The sequence below is a fragment of the Comamonas aquatilis genome (genome assembly GCF_965139575.1).
GTDB lineage: Bacteria > Pseudomonadota > Gammaproteobacteria > Burkholderiales > Burkholderiaceae_C > Comamonas > Comamonas aquatilis.
Genome location: NZ_CBCSIW010000029.1, coordinates 17,164 through 38,392 on the forward strand (window position 1 = coordinate 17,164; position 21,229 = coordinate 38,392).

At 60.0% G+C, this 21,229-nt stretch carries 24 protein-coding genes; 12 read left to right on the plus strand and 12 right to left on the minus strand.

What is annotated here, in order from left to right; genetic code table 11:
- Nucleotides 1-129: 129 nt before the first annotated feature.
- Nucleotides 130-624 (minus strand): tRNA (uridine(34)/cytosine(34)/5-carboxymethylaminomethyluridine(34)-2'-O)-methyltransferase TrmL, encoded by a 495-nt coding sequence (gene trmL, locus ACNAZA_RS21040; RefSeq protein WP_415798447.1) that lies wholly within the window; start codon nt 622-624, stop codon nt 130-132.
- Between the two features lie 106 nt (nt 625-730).
- A complete protein-coding gene (locus tag ACNAZA_RS21045) occupies nt 731-1,471 on the minus strand; it encodes a phosphoribosyltransferase family protein (RefSeq protein ID WP_415798448.1) in 741 nt (246 codons plus the stop codon).
- 82 nt (nt 1,472-1,553) lie between these two features.
- Here ACNAZA_RS21045 and ACNAZA_RS21050 point away from each other — a divergent pair, with 82 nt between their 5' ends.
- The gene (locus tag ACNAZA_RS21050) at nt 1,554-2,462 is read left to right on the plus strand and encodes a class I SAM-dependent methyltransferase (protein WP_415798470.1); all 909 of its coding nucleotides are present in this window, start codon (nt 1,554-1,556) and stop codon (nt 2,460-2,462) included.
- 19 nt (nt 2,463-2,481) lie between these two features.
- Here the strand turns inward: ACNAZA_RS21050 and ACNAZA_RS21055 are convergent, their stop codons facing one another.
- Entirely contained in the window at nt 2,482-2,814 is a 333-nt protein-coding gene (locus ACNAZA_RS21055; protein ID WP_415798449.1) for a hypothetical protein, read from the minus strand.
- A gap of 239 nt (nt 2,815-3,053) precedes the next feature.
- Between ACNAZA_RS21055 and coxB the strand changes: the two genes are divergently transcribed.
- The 6 genes from coxB to ACNAZA_RS21085 all read left to right on the plus strand — a co-directional run bounded on the left by coxB (nt 3,054) and on the right by ACNAZA_RS21085 (nt 7,932).
- Complete coding sequence (coxB, locus tag ACNAZA_RS21060) at nt 3,054-4,313, plus strand: cytochrome c oxidase subunit II (protein ID WP_415798450.1); 1,260 nt, start codon at nt 3,054-3,056, stop codon at nt 4,311-4,313.
- A gap of 35 nt (nt 4,314-4,348) precedes the next feature.
- The gene (gene ctaD, locus ACNAZA_RS21065) at nt 4,349-5,992 is read left to right on the plus strand and encodes a cytochrome c oxidase subunit I (RefSeq protein WP_415798451.1); all 1,644 of its coding nucleotides are present in this window, start codon (nt 4,349-4,351) and stop codon (nt 5,990-5,992) included.
- Nucleotides 5,993-6,009: 17 nt separating this feature from the next.
- A complete protein-coding gene (locus tag ACNAZA_RS21070; RefSeq protein WP_415798453.1) occupies nt 6,010-6,120 on the plus strand; it encodes a cytochrome oxidase small assembly protein in 111 nt (36 codons plus the stop codon).
- A 33-nt stretch (nt 6,121-6,153) separates the two neighbouring features.
- A complete protein-coding gene (locus ACNAZA_RS21075; protein WP_415798454.1) occupies nt 6,154-6,786 on the plus strand; it encodes a cytochrome c oxidase assembly protein in 633 nt (210 codons plus the stop codon).
- A complete protein-coding gene (locus ACNAZA_RS21080; protein WP_120971397.1) occupies nt 6,783-6,983 on the plus strand; it encodes a DUF2970 domain-containing protein in 201 nt (66 codons plus the stop codon). The genes ACNAZA_RS21075 and ACNAZA_RS21080 overlap by 4 nt, the downstream gene beginning before the upstream one ends.
- 67 nt (nt 6,984-7,050) lie before the next feature.
- The gene (locus ACNAZA_RS21085; protein ID WP_415798455.1) at nt 7,051-7,932 is read left to right on the plus strand and encodes a cytochrome c oxidase subunit 3; all 882 of its coding nucleotides are present in this window, start codon (nt 7,051-7,053) and stop codon (nt 7,930-7,932) included.
- A 108-nt stretch (nt 7,933-8,040) separates the two neighbouring features.
- Here ACNAZA_RS21085 and ACNAZA_RS21090 read toward each other — a convergent pair whose 3' ends face one another.
- Entirely contained in the window at nt 8,041-8,283 is a 243-nt protein-coding gene (locus ACNAZA_RS21090; protein ID WP_120971395.1) for a twin transmembrane helix small protein, read from the minus strand.
- A gap of 15 nt (nt 8,284-8,298) precedes the next feature.
- Between ACNAZA_RS21090 and ACNAZA_RS21095 the strand changes: the two genes are divergently transcribed.
- The 4 genes from ACNAZA_RS21095 to ACNAZA_RS21110 all read left to right on the plus strand — a co-directional run bounded on the left by ACNAZA_RS21095 (nt 8,299) and on the right by ACNAZA_RS21110 (nt 11,496).
- Complete coding sequence (locus ACNAZA_RS21095; RefSeq protein WP_415798456.1) at nt 8,299-9,168, plus strand: SURF1 family protein; 870 nt, start codon at nt 8,299-8,301, stop codon at nt 9,166-9,168.
- Nucleotides 9,080-9,856 (plus strand): SCO family protein, encoded by a 777-nt coding sequence (locus tag ACNAZA_RS21100; RefSeq protein ID WP_415798457.1) that lies wholly within the window; start codon nt 9,080-9,082, stop codon nt 9,854-9,856. Before ACNAZA_RS21095 ends, ACNAZA_RS21100 begins: the two co-directional genes overlap by 89 nt.
- Nucleotides 9,857-9,951: 95 nt before the next feature.
- A complete protein-coding gene (cyoE, locus tag ACNAZA_RS21105) occupies nt 9,952-10,884 on the plus strand; it encodes a heme o synthase (RefSeq protein ID WP_415798458.1) in 933 nt (310 codons plus the stop codon).
- Between the two features lie 6 nt (nt 10,885-10,890).
- Nucleotides 10,891-11,496 (plus strand): SCO family protein, encoded by a 606-nt coding sequence (locus ACNAZA_RS21110; protein WP_415798459.1) that lies wholly within the window; start codon nt 10,891-10,893, stop codon nt 11,494-11,496.
- A gap of 46 nt (nt 11,497-11,542) precedes the next feature.
- On the opposite strand, the gene ACNAZA_RS21115 is transcribed toward ACNAZA_RS21110, so the two are convergent.
- From ACNAZA_RS21115 to rpoH, 8 genes are all read right to left on the minus strand, one after another.
- Complete coding sequence (locus ACNAZA_RS21115; RefSeq protein WP_415798460.1) at nt 11,543-12,115, minus strand: immunity 22 family protein; 573 nt, start codon at nt 12,113-12,115, stop codon at nt 11,543-11,545.
- Nucleotides 12,112-12,756, minus strand: coding sequence for a DMP19 family protein (locus tag ACNAZA_RS21120; RefSeq protein WP_415798461.1), 645 nt, complete (start codon nt 12,754-12,756; stop codon nt 12,112-12,114). Before ACNAZA_RS21120 ends, ACNAZA_RS21115 begins: the two co-directional genes overlap by 4 nt.
- 10 nt (nt 12,757-12,766) lie before the next feature.
- The gene (locus tag ACNAZA_RS21125) at nt 12,767-13,717 is read right to left on the minus strand and encodes a DUF6999 family protein (RefSeq protein ID WP_415798462.1); all 951 of its coding nucleotides are present in this window, start codon (nt 13,715-13,717) and stop codon (nt 12,767-12,769) included.
- A 12-nt stretch (nt 13,718-13,729) separates the two neighbouring features.
- The gene (locus ACNAZA_RS21130; protein ID WP_415798463.1) at nt 13,730-15,664 is read right to left on the minus strand and encodes a beta-ketoacyl-ACP synthase III; all 1,935 of its coding nucleotides are present in this window, start codon (nt 15,662-15,664) and stop codon (nt 13,730-13,732) included.
- A gap of 17 nt (nt 15,665-15,681) precedes the next feature.
- Nucleotides 15,682-16,614, minus strand: coding sequence for a fatty acid desaturase (locus ACNAZA_RS21135; RefSeq protein WP_415798464.1), 933 nt, complete (start codon nt 16,612-16,614; stop codon nt 15,682-15,684).
- Complete coding sequence (locus ACNAZA_RS21140; RefSeq protein WP_415798465.1) at nt 16,615-17,358, minus strand: sterol desaturase family protein; 744 nt, start codon at nt 17,356-17,358, stop codon at nt 16,615-16,617.
- Between the two features lie 170 nt (nt 17,359-17,528).
- Nucleotides 17,529-18,515, minus strand: a complete 987-nt coding sequence (locus ACNAZA_RS21145) for a Bug family tripartite tricarboxylate transporter substrate binding protein (RefSeq protein WP_415798466.1) — start codon at nt 18,513-18,515, stop codon at nt 17,529-17,531.
- 146 nt (nt 18,516-18,661) lie between these two features.
- A complete protein-coding gene (rpoH, locus tag ACNAZA_RS21150) occupies nt 18,662-19,606 on the minus strand; it encodes an RNA polymerase sigma factor RpoH (protein WP_415798467.1) in 945 nt (314 codons plus the stop codon).
- 873 nt (nt 19,607-20,479) lie between these two features.
- Between rpoH and ACNAZA_RS21155 the strand changes: the two genes are divergently transcribed.
- Complete coding sequence (locus ACNAZA_RS21155) at nt 20,480-20,935, plus strand: GIY-YIG nuclease family protein (RefSeq protein WP_415798468.1); 456 nt, start codon at nt 20,480-20,482, stop codon at nt 20,933-20,935.
- Nucleotides 20,936-21,229 lie beyond the last annotated feature (294 nt).

The window sequence follows — 21,229 nt, forward strand, 5'->3', positions numbered from 1 at the left end:
CTTGCAGTCCTGACGGATATCGCCGGTTGGCTGCAATCCATGAGTGCCACTGTAGACCGATGCAATCAAAAGAAAAATCCCCGTAACCGCAACTTATCGTTTCACAAACAGTGCTAATTCTGTGGGAACTTAAGGTGCGGGAGTCGGCTCCGCCAGCGCAGCACCTTCAAAGCCGAGTTGACGCCAGGCTTCAAATACCGTCACCGCCACGGCGTTGGACAGGTTCAGGCTGCGCTGGGACGCCAGCATGGGCAGACGCAGGCGCTGTTCGTTGGGAAACTGGGTGCGCACCTCGGCGGGCAGGCCCTTGCTTTCCGAGCCAAACACCAGCCAGTCGCCGGCCCTGAAGGCAATGGCGTGTGCCGGGCTGCTGCTATGGGTGGTCATGGCAAACATGCGGCTGCGGTCGGGCTGGCTGGTCTGCAGAAAAGCATCCCAGCTGGTGTGGCGCTGTACCGAGGCGTACTCGTGATAGTCCAGTCCAGCACGGCGCATATGCCGGTCTTCCATGGAAAAGCCCAAGGGCTCGATCAAATGCAGGCTGCAGCCTGTATTGGCCGCCAGGCGGATGACGTTGCCCGTATTGGGTGGGATTTCCGGGGCCACAAGAACGATATGAAACATGGGGCGCTATTGTGCAGTTGGCTGGCCTTGGCTGTGCTGGCATGCCGCAGTTCCAGACTTGCGGGTCGGGTTGAGCAGAAACAAGCGCAGATTGGAAGCAAAGCCATCACGGTGTTCTGGCGATGACCAGGGCCGACACCGAGGCGGCTCCGGCCTGGAGCAGGCTGCCGGCCAGTGCGTTCAGCGTGGCGCCGGTGGTCATCACGTCGTCAAACAGCAGCAGGTGCTGGCTTTTGATTGCCTCGGCATGCGCAGGTGGGACCTGAAAAACGCCGCGCAGCTGGCGCAAGCGCTGATGACGGCTCAGCACGTGCTGCGGCATATCGGTGTGCTGGCGCTGCACGGCGTGAGAGCGAATCTCCAGCGAGCAGGGCAACTGGCGACTCAGGGCGCGCGCCAGCAGCAAGGTATGGTCAAAGCCGCGCTCGCGCAGGCGCCTGGCGGAAGCGGGCACGGGTATGAGTGCATCGCAGCTTTGCAGCAACGGCTGCGCAGGGGCATGTTCGGCCAGCAAGCGGCCCAGGCTGCGGGCCAGCCCGATATCGGCCCTGAATTTGAAGTCGCCAATCAGCTGCTGCCATGGATAGGCGTAGTCCACGGCCGCCACACAGGCGGCCAGCGATGGCGGCTGCCGGAGGCAAGCCCCGCAAAGCGGAGTCGGCGCCGGAAGGTGCAGAGCGCAACGCAGACAGCGGTGACTGGCCTGGGCCCAGCGCGCAAGGCAGTCGGCGCATAGGCGCTCGGCCGGCCAGCGTCTGCAAATGGCGCACTGGCTGGGCAAAGCCTGCAAGGCAGCATCCCAGGGCTGGCGCAGGCGCGAAAGCCATGTCGCATGAAGGTTGGGCATGGAATCAATATACTCGCGCCGCATTGTTTCCCTTTATGGCAGCGGCCTCGCGCCTTCTGTCAATCTGTCTGCACGCACCGTCATGTCCCATCAGCTGCCTCCCACCATTGACCCTGTAGCCGCCCGTCGCTGGCACGAGGCCGCACCGGCGCAGGCACCCTGGCTGCATGAGGAGGTGGCAAGCCGCATGCAGCAGCGTCTGGAATGGATCGTCAAGCCGCCCGAGCACTGGTGCCACTGGGAGCCTGTGCGCGGCGGCATGCAGGCCCACGATCTGCTGCGTGAACGCTATCCGCAGGCTGAATGCACGGTGTATGAGCCTGTGGCGGCGCGCCAACTGCTGGCGCAGGAAAAGCTGGGCAGCCGCTGGTGGCAGATGGCGCGCTGGAAAGGCGCTGGCGTGCAGGTGGCACAGCCTGCGGACGCCAGCATGGACATGCTCTGGGCCAATATGCTGCTGCACACCGCAGGCGATCCGCAGACGCTGATCGAACAATGGCACAAGCTGCTCAAGATTGACGGCTATGTGATGTTCTCCTGCCTGGGGCCGGACACGGTACGTCAGCTGCATCGTCTCTATGCCGACCTGGGTCTGGGCCCGGCAGGTCACAGCTTCACGGACATGCATGACTGGGGTGACATGCTGGTGCATTCCGGCTTCAGCGAGCCGGTGATGGACATGGAGCACATCACCCTCACCTTTGCCACGCCGCAGCGGCTGCTGCAGGAGCTGCGCGAGCTGGGGCGTAATCTGCATCCGGCCCGTTTTGCCGGCTTGCGAGGCCGCCAGTGGCTGGCGCGACTTGAAGCCGCAATGGCCGAGAAGTGGCGTGACAAGCAGGCTGACGGTCAATTGTCTTTAACCTTCGAAATCGTCTACGGCCACGCCTATAAACCCCAGCCCAAGGTGAAGCTGGAAGCCAATAGTTCGGTGTCCTTGCAGGACATGCGGGCCATGCTGCACCAGTCGCGCAACACGGGTTTGCGATAGCCCAATTGTCGTTTTCCGGTCATTGAGAAAACACAAAGCTGCCTACAATTTCCCCAGTTCTTGAATCGATAGCAGCGTCGCTTTCCGGCTTCTCTCCGGCTGGAAAGACAAAACAAAGGCTGGCCCGAGGGCTGCCAGGGGAGATGTAGGGTGTTTCGCTTTGCCAAGGGGACTGGCCAGCGGGTTCAAAGGCCGTCAGTTCGCAGATTTGATCATCACCGAAAGCCGGATGCAGGCCGTGTTGCCGAATCCGCGCTGACTGCTTCGGCCCCGTGGCCGATGCGGCGTTCTTCTCGTCCCTTCTCTTGTTTTGGGCTGCTTTGTCAGTTCGGCTTGCGCATGGATTTTTCATGCCGCAGGCCTGCCTTTTTTGTAGTTCGCAAAAAGCCGTGCGACAGCGCTTTCGAGCGCGCCGCTGGCATGAGTTCCTGGTGCTCGTATTAGTGAATGCGCGCAGACATTGCTATCAAACTTTGATGCATGCTGCGGTGTAGTTTGCAAGAGAGTGTGAGTTTCACGGCGCGCGGTCCCCTGGGACTGCAGCGGGTGTGAGCTAGCGGATAACCCGAGGCTTAGAGGTAAGTGAAAACGATGAAAAACATTTCCACCAAGCTGGTTCCCTGGAGTTTGACCTTGGCGGCATGGGGTAGTTCTTTGGTGCATGCTGCGCAGGATTTGCCGGGAGGGCCTGCGGTCAACCAGCTCAATTTGCATCCGCCCGTCACGCGCATTGCGGTGGAGCAGCACAATCTGCACTGGATGATGCTCATCATCTGCACGCTGATCTTTGTCGGCGTGTTTGCAGTGATGTTCTATTCCATCTGGAAGCACCGCAAATCCAAGGGTGCCAAAGCCGCGAACTTTCATGAGTCGGTAAAGGTGGAACTGGCCTGGACCATCGTCCCCTTCATCATCGTCATCATCATGGCCCTGCCTGCCACCAAGGTGCTGGTGGCGCAAAAGGACACGACCAATGCCGACCTGACCATCAAGGCGACCGGCTATCAGTGGAAGTGGGGCTATGACTACCTCAATGGCGAAGGCGAGGGTCTGAGCTTCGTCTCCACGCTGGACAGCGGCCACCGCGCCATGTCCGACAGCGGCAATGTCTCTGCCGCCCCCAATGACTATCTGCTCAAGGTCGACAACCCGCTGGTTGTGCCCATGGGTAAGAAGATCCGCATCATCACCACCGCCAACGATGTGATTCACTCCTTCATGGTGCCGGCCTTCGGCATCAAGCAGGATGCGATTCCTGGCTTTGTGCGCGATACCTGGTTCAAGGCCGAGAAAGCCGGCGACTATTACGGACAGTGCGCCGAGCTGTGCGGCAAGGAGCACGCTTACATGCCTATCCATGTGAAGGTGCTGTCTGCCGCTGACTACACCGCCTGGGTGGCTGGCGAGCAAAAAAAGCTGGCTGCCAAACAGGATGATCCCAACAAGGTCTGGGTGCTGGCCGATCTGGTGGCCCGTGGCGAAAAAGTCTATGCCGCCAACTGCGCAGCCTGTCACCAGGCCAATGGCAAGGGAGCCGGTCCCATCAAGGCTCTGGACGGCAGCCCGGTCGTGCTGGGCGCAACGGCCGACATGATGCATGCGGTGCTGGAAGGGCGTGCCAACGGTGCCATGCCTGCCTGGAAGCAGCTCAGCGACACCGATTTGGCGGCCGTGGTGACCTTTACCAAGAACCACTGGAGCAACCACACCGGCCAGTTGGTTCAACCCGCGCAATTCGTGATGGCGCGTAGCGGCAAGTTCCCCGAAGGCGGTGGCAGTGCTGCAGCACCAACTGCAGCCCCTGATCAGCCTGCGGCGGCAGCCATGCCTGCAGCCGCCGCTGCGCAGTAAGCCACAGGTACTGAAGACCGATTGGAGAAAAGAATATGAGCGCCGTAGTACCTCCCGTCCACGCACCTGCGGATCATGGTCATGACCATGCGCACGATGATCACCACCACGACATGCCCACGGGCTGGCGGCGCTGGCTGTTTGCCACCAATCACAAGGACATCGGCACGATGTACCTGCTGTTCTCGTTCGCCATGCTGATGGTGGGCGGAATTTTGGCCATGTTGATCCGTGCCGAGCTGTTCGAACCCGGCCTGCAGATCGTCAACCCCGAGCTGTTCAACCAGCTCACCACCATGCACGGCCTGATCATGGTGTTCGGCGCCATCATGCCGGCCTTTGTGGGCTTTGCGAACTGGATGCTGCCGCTGCAGATCGGCGCCTCCGACATGGCTTTCGCCCGCATGAATAACTTCAGCTTCTGGCTGCTGATTCCGGCCGGGGCCATGCTGGTGGGTTCGTTCTTCATGCCCGGTGGCGCTCCTGCCGCAGGTTGGACGCTGTATGCGCCGCTGACGCTGCAAATGGGTCCGTCCATGGACACCAGCATCTTTGCCATGCACATCATGGGTGCATCCTCCATCATGGGGGCGATCAACATCATCGTCACCATCCTGAACATGCGCGCACCCGGCATGACGCTGATGAAGATGCCCATGTTCGCCTGGACCTGGTTGATCACCGCCTATCTGCTGATTGCCGTGATGCCGGTGCTGGCCGGCGCCATCACCATGACGCTGACCGACCGCCATTTCGGCACCAGCTTCTTCAACCCTGCTGGTGGTGGCGATCCGGTGATGTACCAGCATATTTTCTGGTTCTTCGGTCACCCCGAGGTCTACATCATGATCTTGCCGGCCTTCGGTATCGTCAGTCAGATCGTGCCCGCCTTCAGCCGCAAGCGCCTGTTCGGCTACACCTCCATGGTCTATGCCGTGGCCGCGATTGCCATCCTGTCCTTCATTGTCTGGGCGCACCACATGTTCACCACCGGCATGCCGGTCACGGGTCAGCTGTTCTTCATGTACGCGACCATGCTGATCTCCGTGCCCACGGCGGTGAAGGTGTTCAACTGGACGGCCACCATGTGGCGCGGCTCCATGAGCTTTGAAACCCCCATGCTGTTTGCCGTGGGCTTCATCTTCGTGTTCACCATGGGCGGCTTTACCGGCCTGATTCTGTCCATGGCGCCCATTGACATCCAGCTGCAGGACACCTATTACGTGGTGGCCCACTTCCACTATGTGCTGGTGGCGGGATCGCTGTTCTCCATGTTTGCCGCCTATTACTACTGGGCGCCTAAATGGACGGGCGTGATGTATTCCGAAACCCGCGGCCGTATCCACTTCTGGGGCTCGCTGATTTTCTTCAACGTCACCTTCTTTCCCATGCACTTCCTGGGTCTGGCCGGCATGCCGCGTCGCTATGCCGACTATCCCATGCAGTTTGCAGACTTCAACATGGTGGCCTCCATCGGCGGCTTCGGCTTCGGTCTGATGCAGGTGTACTTCTTCGTGTTCGTGGTGATTCCCGCCATGCGCGGCAAGGGCGAAAAAGCGCCGCAAAAGCCCTGGGAAGCCGCAGAAGGCCTGGAGTGGGAAGTGCCATCGCCTGCGCCCTTCCACACGTTTGAAACCCCGCCCAAGCTTGACGAGACCGCCACCCGCGTGATCGGCTAAAGACCCAAGGAGCTCATATGCAAACCGCAAAGCAGCGCAAGGCCAATGTCCGGCTGGGGCTGATTCTGGCGTCCACGGCGCTGGTCTTTCTGCTCGGCTTCATGGTCAAGATGGCCTGGATATCCTGACCCGAGCGGGGTCTGCCAACACAGGAGAACGCGGTGAGCATCGCCAAGGAAAATGCAAAGATGGTGGGCAAGCTGGCAGCGGTGGCGCTGGGCATGTTTGCGTTCGGCTATGTGCTGATTCCCATCTACAAGCATATCTGCGAGCTGACCGGCATCAATATCCTGTCGCTCTCCGAGCGCCAGGTGCCCGGTGGCGGTTCGGCCGGGCGCGATGTGAAAGTGCCTGCCAACACGCAGATAGACACCAGCCGTACCATCACCGTGGAGTTTGATGCCAACGCGCGCGGCCCCTGGGATTTCAAGCCGGCCATGCGCTCCATCAAAGTGCACCCTGGCGAGCTGGCCACCGTCATGTACGAGTTTCAGAACGTGCAGGACAAGCGCATGGCGGCCCAGGCCATTCCCAGCTATGCGCCACGGCAGGCCACGGCCTATTTCAACAAGCTCGAGTGCTTTTGCTTTTCCCAGTACACGCTGGACCCTGGCGAAAAGCGCGAGTGGCCGGTGGCGTTTGTGATTGATCCGCGCATCTCCAAGGATGTGAAGACCATCACCCTGTCCTATACGTTTTTTGAAGTCGGCGGCAAGACGCCTGCTGCGCCGCCAACGGGCACGGCTGCGGTGCAGCTGCCAGTTACATCGCCTGTTGCGAGGCCTGCCTCATGAGCGAAGAGCAGCCGCCAAAGCAAAGTTTTTTTCGCTCCATCGTGGCGGTGGGCTGGGCCATGCTGGGAGTGCGCAAGGGCAAGGAATATGAGCGCGACTTCGCCAGCATCACCCCGCTGCATGTGATTGGCGTCGGGCTGGTGGCGATCTTTATCTTGGTGTTAGCGTTGATATGGATAGTGAATATGGTCGTTTAGCCTTGGCTGAACGGGTGTGAGTGGACTGTAGTTAAGAACAACGATCAACAGTGTCAGGAGCAGAGTGATGAGTGCAACCCCGCAGGGCGCAACCCCTTACTACTATGTGCCAGCAGCGTCCAGTCACCCCGTCATGGCGGCGATCGGCCTGTTCTTTGTGATTCTGGGGGCCGGTAACTGGATCAACGGACATGAGTGGGGCATGTACTCCCTGTTCGTGGGTCTGATCTGGTGGCTGGCCGTGCTGTTTGTCTGGTTTCGCGAGGCAGCACGCGAGAGCGAGGCCGGTCTGTTCAGCCGCAGAATCGATCTGTCCTACCGCTGGAGCATGAGCTGGTTCATCTTCTCGGAGGTGATGTTCTTTGGCGCCTTCTTCACCGCCCTGTGGTGGGCCCGTGTGCACTCCGTGCCGGCATTGGGCAGCTTGGCCAATGAAATTCTGTGGCCCAACTTCCAGGCCGTATGGCCCAGCGTCAGCCCCGGGGCCACGGCCTCGCCGGCCAATATTGTCGAGCCGTTCAAGACCGTGGGCCCGTTCTGGCTGCCCACCATCAACACGGCGCTGCTGATGAGCTCGGGCGTGACGCTGACGATTGCCCACCATGCGCTGCAGGCCAACCATCGCGCACGCTGCATTGCCTTCATGTGGATGACGGTGGTGCTGGGCTTCATCTTCCTGTGCGTGCAGGGCTATGAATACCACCATCTGTACACAGAGTACAACCTCAAGCTCAACTCCGGCGTGTTCGGTTCCACCTTCTACATGCTGACCGGCTTTCACGGCTTTCACGTGCTGGTGGGCATGCTGATGCTGTTCTTCATCACCATCCGCCTGATGAAGGGCGACTTTACCGACAAGCACCATTTCGGCTTCGAAGGTGCGGCCTGGTACTGGCACTTTGTGGACGTGGTCTGGGTCTTTCTCTACATCCTCGTGTACTGGATGTAGTGCTCCTCAATTCAAAGCGCCTTGCGCCTGTCATTCAAGGGTTTTGACATGATTTGATGCCAGAACCCTGAATAGACAAGCGCAAGGCGCTTTGTTATTGCTAGCGAGTCATTGACCCGGCTGCCAGCCCGTGGGCTGGATATAGCCCAGCTTGGCGGCCAGCAGAATGCAGACGAACAGCGTGATGGAAAGCGCCACGCGCCAGGCCAGGGCGCGGAACATTTTGCGGCGGCGAAGGGCATCGTCGGCCTCGCTGTCACGGCTGTCATCACCTTTGCGCATCATGAAGAACAGGGCGCTTCCCAGGCTGGCCAAAATGGCCAGAAAAGCGAGAATGATGATGAATTTCATGAAGTGGATTATCTGGTGCGATCTTCCCGAATTCCAGACCTCTGGCGGTTTGTACTGATCACGGTGGCGGCCGTCGCCGCGGCGGCGTTGACGGCCGGCCTGGGGTTCTGGCAGCTGGACAGGGCGGCGAAAAAACAGGCGCTGACCGATTCCATTGCCAGGCAGCAGGCGTTGGCTCCCTGGCATGGCGCGCAGCTGGCGGCCCATGTGCCCGCCGCATCGCGGCCCATCACGGCGCAGCAGATGCAAGAGCTGCTGCACAGGCCGGTGCAATTGCAGGGCCGCTGGCTGGCCCAGGAAACCATTTATCTGGACAACCGGCAGATGCAGGGCCGGCCGGGTTTTTTTGTGCTCACGCCGCTGCAGCTGGGCGTGCCCCATGAAGAGGTGGTGGTCGTGGTACAGCGGGGCTGGGTTCCACGCAACTTCATGGATCGCACATTGCTGCCGCCCGTGCCAACGCCTGCAGGACTGGTGACGATTGAGGGGCGGCTGGAGGCTCCGCCCTCCAAGCTCATGGAGCTGGAAAACACGCGTTTGAGCGCAGGTGCGCAGAGCGGGGCAGACCCTGATGGGCAAAAGTCGCGTATCCGACAAAATGCAGACATTCCGGCCTGGGCTCAGCAAAGCGGCTTGCCGCTGCTGGGCCTGAGCATTTTGCAGACTGGCGCGGCCGGCCAAGGCACGGCCGATGATGGTTTGCTGCGCGACTGGCCGGTGATCAACGCCGGGGTGCAAAAGCACTACGGCTATGCATTTCAATGGTTCGGTTTGTGTCTCTTGATTGTGCTGCTCTATGTCTGGTTTCAACTCGTGCGACGCTTCTTCCTCCGCCGCCCTGTCGGCGATGCATGCTCAGGCGCAGCGTCCTGCAAGCCCGGCTGATGCCAGCAGCGGTACACCGGACCCTGAGTTGCTTGCCATGACCGTGCACAGCCTGCCCAGCCCCGGACAGAGCAGCGCGCGCAGCGGCGGGCGCTGGAAGATGCTGGCCGTGCTGGCCGTGTGCGCAGCGCCGGTGGTGGCCTCATACTTCACTTACTACGTGCTGCGGCCCACGCAGCAGCGCAGCTTTGGCGAACTGATTGCCGAGCAGCCGGTGCTGCCCGAGGTGCAGGCGCAGACCCTGGATGGCCGCGCCGTGCCGTTGAGCCAGCTTAAAGGCCAGTGGCTGCTGGTCAGTACCGCCAGCGGCGACTGCGGCGAGCGCTGCGAGAGCCGTCTCTATCTGCAACGCCAGCTGCGCGAGACCTTGGGCAAGGAAAAAGACCGGCTCGACTGGGTCTGGCTCATCAAGGATGAGCAGCCGGTGCCGGACCGAATTGAGCCCGGGCTGACGCAGGCCACGGTGCTGCGCCTGCCCCAGGCTTCCATTGCTCAATGGCTGAAGCCCGCCGAGGGCCATGCGCTGGAAGATCACCTGTATGTGGTGGACCCGCAAGGCCACTGGATGATGCGCTTTCCGGCCGATCTGGATCAGGCCAATGCCGGCAAAGCCAAGCGCGATCTGGAGCGTTTGCTGCGCGCATCTTCCTCCTGGGATGAGGCCGGGCGCCCGGAAATCAAACCTTGAAATTTGAATGAAAAAACGCTGCAGCGCTTGTTTATAAAGCGCTAGATGCTATGAATTGAAGAGTCTAGTAGCGCAATGCCATAGGGAGTCGCGGTATGCAAGCACAGATAGCGCCACAGGCCTCGGCGCCTCAAACTCCGGCAGCGGCGACTGCCGCCACATCGGTCTGGGCCCAGTACTACGCGCTGACCAAGCCGCGCGTGGTGCAGCTGATCGTTTTCTGTGCCTTCATAGGCATGGTGCTGGCCGTGCCCGGCGTACCTGGCTGGCAGAGCTGGCGGCAGATGCTGCTGGCCTGCATCGGTATCTGGCTGGTGGCGGCGGCCGCAGCGGCTTTCAACTGCCTGGTGGAACGCGGCATCGATGCGCGTATGAAGCGCACGGCCTGGCGTCCCACGGCGCGCGGCGAGCTGACGCAGAGGCAGGCGTTGGTGTTCTCGACGCTGCTGTGCGCTGTTGGGGCCGCCATTTTGCTGCTGGCGGTGAATGCCTTGACGCTGTGGCTGACACTGGCCACCTTCGTGGGCTATGCCGTCATCTACACCCTGGTGCTCAAGCCGCTGACGCCGCAGAACATCGTGATCGGCGGCGCGTCCGGCGCCATGCCGCCGGTGCTGGGCTGGGCCGCCATGACGGGGCAGGTGGGGCACGAAGCGCTGCTGCTGTTTCTCATCATTTTCCTGTGGACGCCGCCGCACTTCTGGGCGCTGGCGTTGTACCGGGTGGAGGACTATCGACGCGCGGGTCTGCCCATGCTGCCCGTCACCCATGGCAATGCTTTTACGCGGCTGCAGGTGTTTCTCTACACGGTGGTGCTGCTGACGGCCACGCTGCTGCCCTATGTGGTGGGCATGAGTGGAGCGCTTTACCTCTTTGCCGCAGTGGTGCTGGGGTTGGGCTTTTGCGGTTATGGTTGGGCCTTGTTGCGCAACTATTCTGATGCGCTGGCGCGAAAGACTTTTCGCTTTTCCCTGATCCATCTGAGCTTGCTGTTTGCGGCCTTGCTGGTGGATCACTACCTAGCCTGAATCACCATGGACAAACGAGGCGCATTGCGTGCACTGGGCGCAGCAACACTGGCCGCCACGGCCGCTTTCACACTGACGGCCTGCAACAAGAACACTCCGCTCGCATTTCAGGGCGTGGATGTGACGGGGGCCGAATACGCCAAGGACATTCCTCTGACCGATGCGAATGGGCAGCGCCGCAGCCTCAAGGATTTTTCGGGCAAGGTGATTGCCGTGTTCTTCGGTTATACGCAGTGCCCTGATGTCTGCCCCACCACCTTGCAGGAGCTGGTGGAGGTCAAACAGGCCCTGGGCGCCGATGCGAACCGGCTGCAGGCCATCTTTGTCACGCTGGACCCGGAGCGCGATACGCCCGAGGTGCTCAAGGCCTATCTGGCCAATTTTGACGACAGCTTTGTGGGCCTGCGCGGAACCCCCGAGGAGGTGGCCGCCGTGGTCAAGGACTTCAAGTTCTATTACAAAAAAGTACCGGGCAAGGTGGAGGGCAGCTACACGCTGGACCATTCTGCCGGCATCTATCTGTATGACACGCAAGGCCGTCTGCGCGTTTACGAGCGCTACGGTTCCGGCCCCCAGGTGCTGGTGCAGGATGTGAAGGCCTTGCTTCCTTAAGCCAGGGCATGTTGCCTTCAATGCGCTGGGCCATTCAGTCTTTGTCTCAAAAGAGGCCGATATAGGCAAGCCCGTTGTAGAGCTTGTCCTTTTGCGCGATCTGCTCGGTTGGGTCTGCATAGACAAACATGGCGTTGGCCTGGGTGATGCCTCGTTGGGCACAGGCCGCCACAATCGCTGCCAGTGATTCATCCGAGCCGAGAGTGCTCATCTGAACCAGCTCTTGCACCGGCATAGAGCTGCTCTCATGGATGACCAGCATCAGGTCTTCGTCATAGAGGAATTTGCTGTCTATGTCCTGGCAAAAGCCGCAACCTGTGACATTGTTGCTGGCGCTTTCTATATCTTCGGCTTCCTGCGTCCAGTAGCTGTCTGCATGATCGAAGTACTTGCCAAATTGCTCGGCGTTCAGCTCAGTGTTGCCGATCCAGAAATGCAGGGCGGAGAACGGCGCGGGCGGCGGTGTTGGCCCCAGTTCCCCCACCCAGTCAAACAAGGTTCCGGGTCGCAGGTCATGGCGTTTTTCAAGCTCCGCAAACCCGCTAGTGGGCGTGCGGTGCAAGGCCTCATCCACCAGTGCCTTGCGAAAGGCCAGGGTCCAGGTTTTGCCGGGGCTCATGCAGGTGCGGGTCCGTAGTGCAGAACCACCAGCTTTGCCAGACGCTCCGGGTAGTTCCAAAAGGCATCGTCCAGCGCCTGCAACTGCTCGTGTTCGGCCTCTGTCAGCAGTGCTGGCAGGTCGGCCAGCGATGTTTCCTCGGGCGATTCTTCAAAGCGTGCCACCACGGAAAACATGGCTTGCAGGCACTGCTGCGTGGCCGGTGCGCCGATGGTCTGCAGCGCCTGCAGGGCGACCTGAAGATTGCCCATGCCCCAGTTGCCCAGCAACTGCAAAAAGCCGCCATTGTTGATATCGGCCTCCATGCGCCACAGTGCGACCAACTCATGCTGCGTTCTGGAGATCTGCGCGGTATCCCATTTCGCGGCCTGTAGGGTGTTGAGTGCCTGGTTGTAGAGAAGGTCCTGATCCAGGTCCCAGATACTGAGCATGCCGTCGGAGGAAGGCTCCCACAGCGCGGGCCAGTTCAAGCCATGGTCTTCATCGGTCAACACCCATTGCTGGCGCTGCTCTGGCGTGGCCTTTTCCACGCGGATATGGCGCTTGATGGGCTCGGCCAGTTCGCGCCCATCTGCAAGCCTCAGTCGGATATGCTGTGCATCGATTCGAACGGCCGTAATGCGGTTGTCCTGCGGATTCATGGGTGTGATCTCAATGCGCTGGCGTTGCCGAATCGTCCTGCTGCTCCATCACCACATCAGCGGCCTTGTGCATCTTGGCCAGTTCGCGCGCGGGAATGGGCAGCTCGCCGCTGGCCATGCGCATCAAGAGCGAGTGCAGCATCTCGGTGGACAGCCCGTGCAGCACCAGGCGGTAGGCCGCATACAGCGTGGAAAGCGGCACCATGGGGTGCTTGTTGTTAAGCAGCACCAGATGCTCGGGCGAGGCCAGAATCTTGGCGCAGTAAATGGCCACGGTCTCGTCCAGCTGCAGCGAGTTGCTGGCGCGCCAGAAATCGTTGTCGGTCAGCAGCAGCTGATAGACCGGGGTGTAGATTTCGATGGCGCTTTGCAGATCCAGCAGATTGAGCTTGCCGCGCGGCATGTCTTCAAGCCGCAGATCCGGGTTGTGGATCATGGAAAAATCGGGCTCGGCCACGGGTACCAGCTCCTGGTTTTTCGCACGCAAAGCCTTGTTCAGGCGAATGACGAAATTGAACAGATTCAGGTCGTGGCGCAGGAACAGCTCGTCCTTCACATCGTCAATTTCCATGGGCGTGAGCGGCGATGTGCTGACGGGCGTGGGTGCATTGGCCGCCACAAACTGTAGCACCTGAGAGCCCAGGTGAAAGTGCCGCATGATGAGCCAGTTGGCCTCGGGCGAGACAAACTTGTTCATGCTGAAGGCCAGCAGCCGGTGCAGCAGCATGGAGTGCGACCAGCGCTTGGGTAAAAAGACCTTGAGCACCTGGATGACGATCATGGAAAGCCGCGCCATGGGCCGGATCATGGGCAGAAAGAACTGGCGCGAGCCGCTGCTGCAGTCGCGCAGCCAGGCGGCTTTCACTTCGTCGGGCAAGGGCGTGCTCTGGTCCAGATAGAGGGCCAGCCAGGGGCTGGGGTCGCGCTCGTCCCAGTCGTGGTCGGTGTATTCGTTTTTCATGCGCTCTGCCCCTTATTGTTCTGGCATGACATGCTGGAACTGCATGAGATACATGGCTGCCGTATTGCGCGCGGTCTGCAAAATGGCTTGCTGGGCCGTGCCGGTACTGTCGAGTTCCAGGGCCATCTGCACGGCCATCAGCCAGCGGTCCAGATGGTGCTCGTCGTTGGCGCCGTGGTATTCGAGAAAGCGGAAGGCATCGGGCGGCAGCGGCAGGGCGGCGCGCAGCAGCGGCAGCAGACTGGGCACAATGCGCTGGCCCGTGCCCTCGATGATGTAGATGGCACCCAGCAGACCGATAGGGTTGGGCGTGGCCGCCAGAGCGTGCAGATAGGCGTTCAGTGCTTCGCCGCCGGGGTTGCGGCGCAGTCGGGTGATATCGGTTTCGGTGCCGCCGGCTTTCAGATAGTCGCTGTGCAAAATTTTGAAGTCGTTCTGCTCTTCGCCCGCATGCAAGTCAATCAAGGAGGCCAGAGCGGCGTAGTCGCCGGTCAGCGAGGCTGCGCCTTCACGCATCCACAGACTGCCTTCGCGCACCTGGGGAATCCAGTGACTCATCCAGCGCACATAGTCGGCGCTTTGCAGCTGACGGGTGCGGATGCGGTGCAGCAAGGGCGTGCGCCAGACGCGGGAGCGATAGTCCTGCCAAATGCTGGCCAGCTCGGTCAGCAGCGGTGCCAGAGCACTGGGGGCCGTGGCGGGGTCGTGGGGCGGCGCGATGCTGGACACATCGGGCAGGGCATCGTCGGCAAGCGCGTCCGATGCGGCCGGTTTTTGAGCAGAAAAGGCCTGTGGCGCTTTCTCTATCTGCGCATCATGCTCTACTTTCCATAGCATATAGCCGGCGGTGAAACGGCCCGATTCGGGGATAAAGCACAGCACCGTATCCCCGGCTTTCAGGCGCGATCCTTCCTTCTGCAGAAACTCCGACAGCATGATGAAGATGGACGCCGCACCGGTGTTGCCGCGCCAGGCCAGATTGCTCCACCAGCGCTCACGCGGAATGGCCAGCTGGGCCTTGTTAAGCAAGTCATCGACGACGGGAATGAAGCGCTCGGACGAGTAATGGCAGAGAAAGTGATCGATGCCGCGCTCGGGCACCCAGCCTTTGTGGGCCAGGTCGGCATATTCATGAATGCAGACATCAAACAAATGCGGCAGCAGGCGAATGTCCTGGCGCAGCGAGAGCGCTCCAGCCGCCTCCGCGTCGCTCCAGGCGGGAAAGTCCAGATGGCTTTTGCTGCGGTCTGCCGTCATGCCCAACTGCATGCACACCGGATAATCGCCTGCAAAACTGCGCTGGTGGGTCCATTTGAGCTTCAGGCGCAGGCCGTTGGCCTGAGGCAAAGCCTTGGGGCCGCCCAGCAGCACGGCGCCCGCGCCGTCCGAGAGCATCCAGCGCAGAAAGTGGGCATCAAAGTCCGTGTCATAGCCTTGAGCGGCAAAGCGCGAGCGCTTGAACAGGCGCGATGGCATTTCGCTGGCCACCGACAGCGCCAGGCGATGGGCGCCGCTTTCCACGGCCATGGCCGCCGCTTGCATGGCACCCACGCTGGCCGCGCAGACACCGTGCACGGACAGGGTCTCCATGGGCGGCGCAGCCATTTCGCCCTGAATCATGCTGGCAAAGCCGGGCATCAAGGCATCGCCGCCCGAGGACCCGCTGGACAGATAGCCGATATCGGCCAGTGTCTTGCCCGCCAGCTTCAGGGTGTCATCAATGGCACCGGCTGCCATCTGCGTGTTGCTGACCACGGTATGGCCTTCGCCGTCTATGGCGTAGTAGCGACTCTGAATGCCGTTTTCCGCCAGGATGCGGCGTTTGATGCGTTCGGAGATGCGGTTCAGCGGTGCAACAAACGCATCCATGCCGACGTTGTCCACCGGGGCGCCAGGCAAAAACATGCCGGCAGATTGAAGGTATACGTTCGAATAGGCAACTGGCATAGATTTTCAAACCATCGTTATTGAATAGCGTCTGCGGGCATTTGCGGTCGGGTTCTGGCTGCGGGCCAGATCAGACCCAGGACATACACACGCCCCATATAGGGCAGCAGGCCGCCCTCGTTGAGTGCTGGCGTGACCCGCTGGCGGTAGGTGTCGGCGTGCAGCCTTGTCAATTCCGACCAGTGGGCATGTGGGCACTCATGGTGCGCGGTATGCAGGCCAATATTAAAAAGCAGGGGGTTGACCAGCCCTTCGAAATTGCGGGCGTAGTTCAGCTCGATACCGGGGGTATTGCGCTGCGCTCTGCTCAGCGGCCGGCCGTCGGCATGGGCGTGCTGCAGATAGTTGGTGGCCAGCAGCCAGTGCAGGCCGTGCAACTGGGGAAGGATGACAAAGATCAGCGCTTTTTGCCAGTCCAGCCATAGCAAGCAGCCCCAGCTGCCCAGCCATAGCGCGTACTGGCCCATGCAATAGCGAAACGCGCCGGGCCGGTGCAGGCGCAGCTGGTTCAGCCAGCGCATAAACAGCGGGTACAGCACGCAGGCTGCCTGCAACGGGTGAACCAGATAGCCCCAGAGGTGGTTGGTGTCGCCGCCAAACGCTGGCCTGTAGGTGCGTGCAATGTCTTTGGGGCCGTGGCGGAAACGGTGATGGTTGGCCACATGGGCCGGCCAGAACACAAACGTCGGGTGGCCTTGCAGCAAGGTAAGCCAGTAGTCGGTGAAGCGGTTGCTCCAGCGCCCGCGCCACATGCGTGCATGGGTGTGGTTGTGGTGAATGACGCCTATGCCCAGTGTCAGAAACAGCTCGATGGCATACAGCACGAAGCTGAAGCCATGCGTCCATTGCCACCAGACGATGACGGGCATGGCCGTCATATACGCCACAGACTGCCAGTCTCGCCAATGGCGCAGGCGCGGCAGCAGATGGCGGCGAGGGGGCTTGCTCATTCAGTGGCTGGTGGGCTGGGCAGTACCGGTCTTGACCTGGGTACCCATGAGCTGATCCATGAACGGCAGGGCAAAGCCATAGTTGCCGGCCGGGCGTGCATGATGCAGATGGTGACGGCGGCTGGCGGCCAGAGGATGGGTATCCGAGACCTTGGGGAAGAAATCGTAGTTGGAGTGGCCTATCAGGTTGAGGATCAGACTCAGCAGCGGCACGGAGGCCAGCGACCAGAAATAAAAGTCATGCACCAGCATGGGCAGCAGAATGATGTTGCCCAGCATCAGAGCCTCAATGGGGTGAAAGCTATAGGTGGACCAGGGCGTGGTCACCACGGAGCGGTGGTGGTCGCCGTGATAGCGCACCAGGCGCTTGGTGTGCAGCAGGCGATGGTTGAGCCAGAAGTGCACATCGTTCCAGATCAGCAGAACCAGAATTTCCAGCGCAATACGGCCTGCGCCGGCCGTGGGCGTCAGGTGTGCCCAGCCCAGTTGCAAAAAGCCCCAGGGCACGATCATGCCCAGGCCGAAAACCAGGATGGAATAAAAAGACTGGCGCCATTCACGCTGCAGCTGATCGGGTTTGAGGGCGCGGGTATCGAGTGGCCGGCCTAAGCCAAGACCGGCCAGCGTGCGCGTCAGCAGCGACATGGCCAGGCCGCCCAGCCCATAAATTGCGCCAAAAAAGACCAGACCCAAGGCCATGACCTGCCAGGCATTGAGTTGGGTGAACCAGGTACCAGCGTCCATGAAGACTCCATAAACAGGGGCGCGGCCCGTACAAAGCAATGCGCCCGACGGCACTGCGAAAACGCATGCCAGTCGGGCGCATGATAGCGGACGCCGCTGTCTGACAGACAGTCGGGCCAGGCTTGGCTACTCAAACAGCAAGCTTGAGCAGGAACTGAAAAGCAGCGTGATTACTGCGCAGAGATTTTCTGTTCGCGAATGATGGTGCCCAGCGCCTTCACATCCTGCTGGATGCGGTTTTGCAGGCCTTCGGGCGAGCTGCCAATGGCTTGCCAGCCCTGCATGGCCAGCTTCTGGCGCATCTCGGGCGTGCGCACAATCTCGCTCACGGCAGCGGCCAGCTTTTCCACATGGGCTTTGGGCATGGACTTGGGAGCGGCCACCGCGTTCCAGATTTCCAGGTCAAAGTTGTTGATGCCCAAATCCTTCAAGCTGGGCAGGCCCGGAGCCAGTGGGCTGCGGGCGGCCGAGGTCACGCCAATGCCGTGCAGCTTGCCGGCCTGAATCTGGGCCATGGCCAGAGCAGGGGGCAGCATGGACAGTTGCAGGTCGCCGCCCTGAATGCCGTTGAACACCTGGGGGTAGCCGGTATACGGCACGTGCACGGGCTTGATGGCCGAGCGGCTCTTGAGCAGCTCCATGCCCAGATGGCCCACGGTGCCCACGCCGGGCGAGCCGTAGCTCCATTTGTCACCGGCCTTGACGGCAGCATCCATGAAGGCCTTGCCCTGAGGAGCCGACGCCGGCGCGACCAGCACCAGCGGTGCCACGCCGATCAGGCTGACTGCCTGCAAATCCTTGACGGGGTCATAGCGAACGCTGGGATTGAGCAGCTTGGCAATCGTCATATTGCCGTTGATCATCACGCTGAAGGTGTAATCGTCGGCCTTGGCCACATATTCGGCGGCAATGTTGCCGCCTGCGCCCACGCGGTTTTCCACAATGATGGTCTGACCCAGCTTTTTCTCCAGCGGCTCGGCCAGAGCGCGGGCTGTCAGGTCGGGCGAGGAGCCTGCGGGAAAGCCCACGATCAGGCGCAGGGGCTTGTCTGGCCAGTTGTCTGCCGCCATGGCAGGCGCCATGACCGTGGCCGCCAGGGCTGCGGTGGCGCAAATCAGGCCACGGCGGGACAGTTGCTTCAGAGTGCGAACAGGCATGGCAAGTCTCTTGGAAATTATGGTTGTGAAGGTGAGGGGTTGCGAGCAGTGTGCCCACGCCCAGTAGAAAACAAAAAACCCGGAAATTATCCGGGTTTGTGATTCAGCATTTCAGCCTTTTAAGTCGCCGAGGCGCAGTTTGGTGTTCAGGCAAACTCGGTCAACGCTTTTTTCATCTTCTTCATGGCTGCCACTTCGATCTGGCGGATGCGCTCGGCACTGACGCCGTACTCGGCGGCCAGCTCGTGCAGCGTCATGCCGCCGGAGCCGTCGTCATTGACTTTGAGCCAGCGCTCTTCCACGATGCGGCGGCTGCGCTCATCGAGTGCGTCCAAAGCCATGGTGATGCCGTCGGTGGCCAGGTGATCACGCTGACGCGATTCAATCATGGCCACAGGCTCATGATTGGCATCGGCCAAGTAGGCAATGGGGCCAAAGGCCTGCTCGCCATCATCACTGGGTGAAGGGTCCAGCAGCACATCGCCACCGGCCAGACGCGTTTCCATCTCGATGACTTCCTCGCGCTTGACGTTGAGCTTGGCAGCCATGGCGTCAATTTCGTGAGTGGTCAAGGTGTCGCGCATGACTCTGTCGTCATCGGCCATGGCGGCGTCAGACTTCATGTCGTGCTTCATAGAGCGCAGATTGAAGAACAGCTTGCGCTGGGCCTTGGTCGTGGCGACCTTGACCATGCGCCAGTTCTTCAAGATGTATTCATGGATCTCGGCCTTGATCCAGTGCATGGCGTAGCTCACCAGGCGCACGCCCTGGTCAGGGTCGAAGCGTTTGACAGCTTTCATCAGGCCCACGTTGCCTTCCTGGATCAGGTCGCCATGGGGCAGACCGTAGCCCAGGTACTGGCGGGAGATCGATACGACTAGGCGCAGGTGGGACATGACCAGACGCCCAGCGGCATCCAGATCGTTGTGTTCTTTGAGTTTGCGTGCGTAGTCCTGCTCTTCCTCAAGGGTGAGCATGGGCAAGCGATTGGCCGCAGAAATATAAGCATCCAGGTTGCCCAGCGGTGGTACCAGAGCCCAAGGGTTCGTGGGTGCCAAAGCAGTAGCAATGGAGCCGGAGGCAGATGTCATTGCAGGTTTCCTTTCTTCCATGATCTTCATATTAGCACTCCGTTAGAGGGAGTGCTAAAGGCAAAGTTCCCGCAGATTTCGTAGGGGGAGCCAAACCCCTTGAAGAAAATGTCGATTGTCGATTCTTCTTGAGTTTTGTACTTTTCTCACTGAGTTTTGTACTGCTTTGAAGCCAAAGCGCTTGCATAACTAGTTGATTTAATTGGTGAAATTTTGATTTCCACAAGTTACCATCCTCTGAGATTGATTATTTTTTAGGCAAAATTCTCAAAAAAACCGGAAATACTTAACTTGTGACTTTGTTTTTTCCGTACTCCCCTTGTTGGCCTTGGTGAAGACGCGGCTGTGCCAGGCTCAAGCAGGCAGGAGCTGATACCCATGCCGCCTCGCACGATGCGCGTCTCATGCTGCGCATTCGAGTTCTGCAGGGTTTGTGCCGCTAAGGGGCGTCAGGTGGTTTTTGGAGGGCTACCAAGTCGCAGACCCGGTGTTGAGCAAGTCAATTTGCCCATGCGTTCGCAACAATGGTTGTCGCGCATACCTAGTAGATCTCAGTCACTTTGAGCTGTAGTAGCCTCAGGCCAGATGTTGGAAAAGGCCCAATGCGTGTACCGGCAACATTGATTAAATGCTCGCTATCAGTGCGCCGACAGCTTCGATCAAGGATTGACTGAGAAGATGATCGTCCTCGGCTATTGAGGCCGCTCCCTGGCCTGCTCCCTTCGGCCACTTTCAGTCATTTACGAATTGTCGAAGTAAACTGATTTGGTAACGAGTGCTCATCAGCACAGAAATAATCGGCCATGTACATGGCATAAGCAGAGTGGGTTTGAGATAGTGCGACTAAGACAAGATCAAAGAGTTCCTGGTTTCGTGTATGTGTTCCGCAGCCTTGACCCGACTTGGTACAACCGAATCAAAGTGGGGCTTAGCGTGGACCCCATGGAGCGGACTAAGCAGCTTTACACCACCGGAGTGCCCTTTCCCTTCATCCCTTACTTTGCATGGGCTGTTACTGACATGGCCTATGCGGAATTAATAGCGCACAGCGTCCTTAATGATCATCGCGTCAACAGCAGCCGAGAGCACTTTGACGTCATACCTTTTAACCATCGTTACGCGGTCTTGCTCCACTGGGGGGAGCCAACTGAGGATGAAGTATTGAATTGCTTGGATACCCTTGTTGATCTGATTGACGATGAGTTTCAGTGCAGTCATCTGCAGGGCCACTACAACGTAGATGTTGCCCAATTGAACGACTACTCTCGCCAGCGGAAAAGAACTGCAAAAAATCCAAACAACCCCGATGCTTACGGGCCACTTTTCTAGTGACCGATCAGCATCCTACGTATTCCGGATGGCCTGACCACATGTGCCGGCAATGGATGACCAGTCCGCTGGTTGTGTCCGGTTCCGCCCGTCTATTACATAGCGGCACTCAATGTCTTCATGTAGGAGTAGTCGAAATAAAAATCACCGGAACCAGTGGACACATGGCGAGTGGCGTTGTTGCATAAATCAGCCCCAGGCCAGATTTCCCCAACCCCAGACGTGGCTACGCCACAGCCACCGTCTGCGGGCAGCCCAGTTCAGTAAACCGATTGAGGATTGCGGCTCGAATGT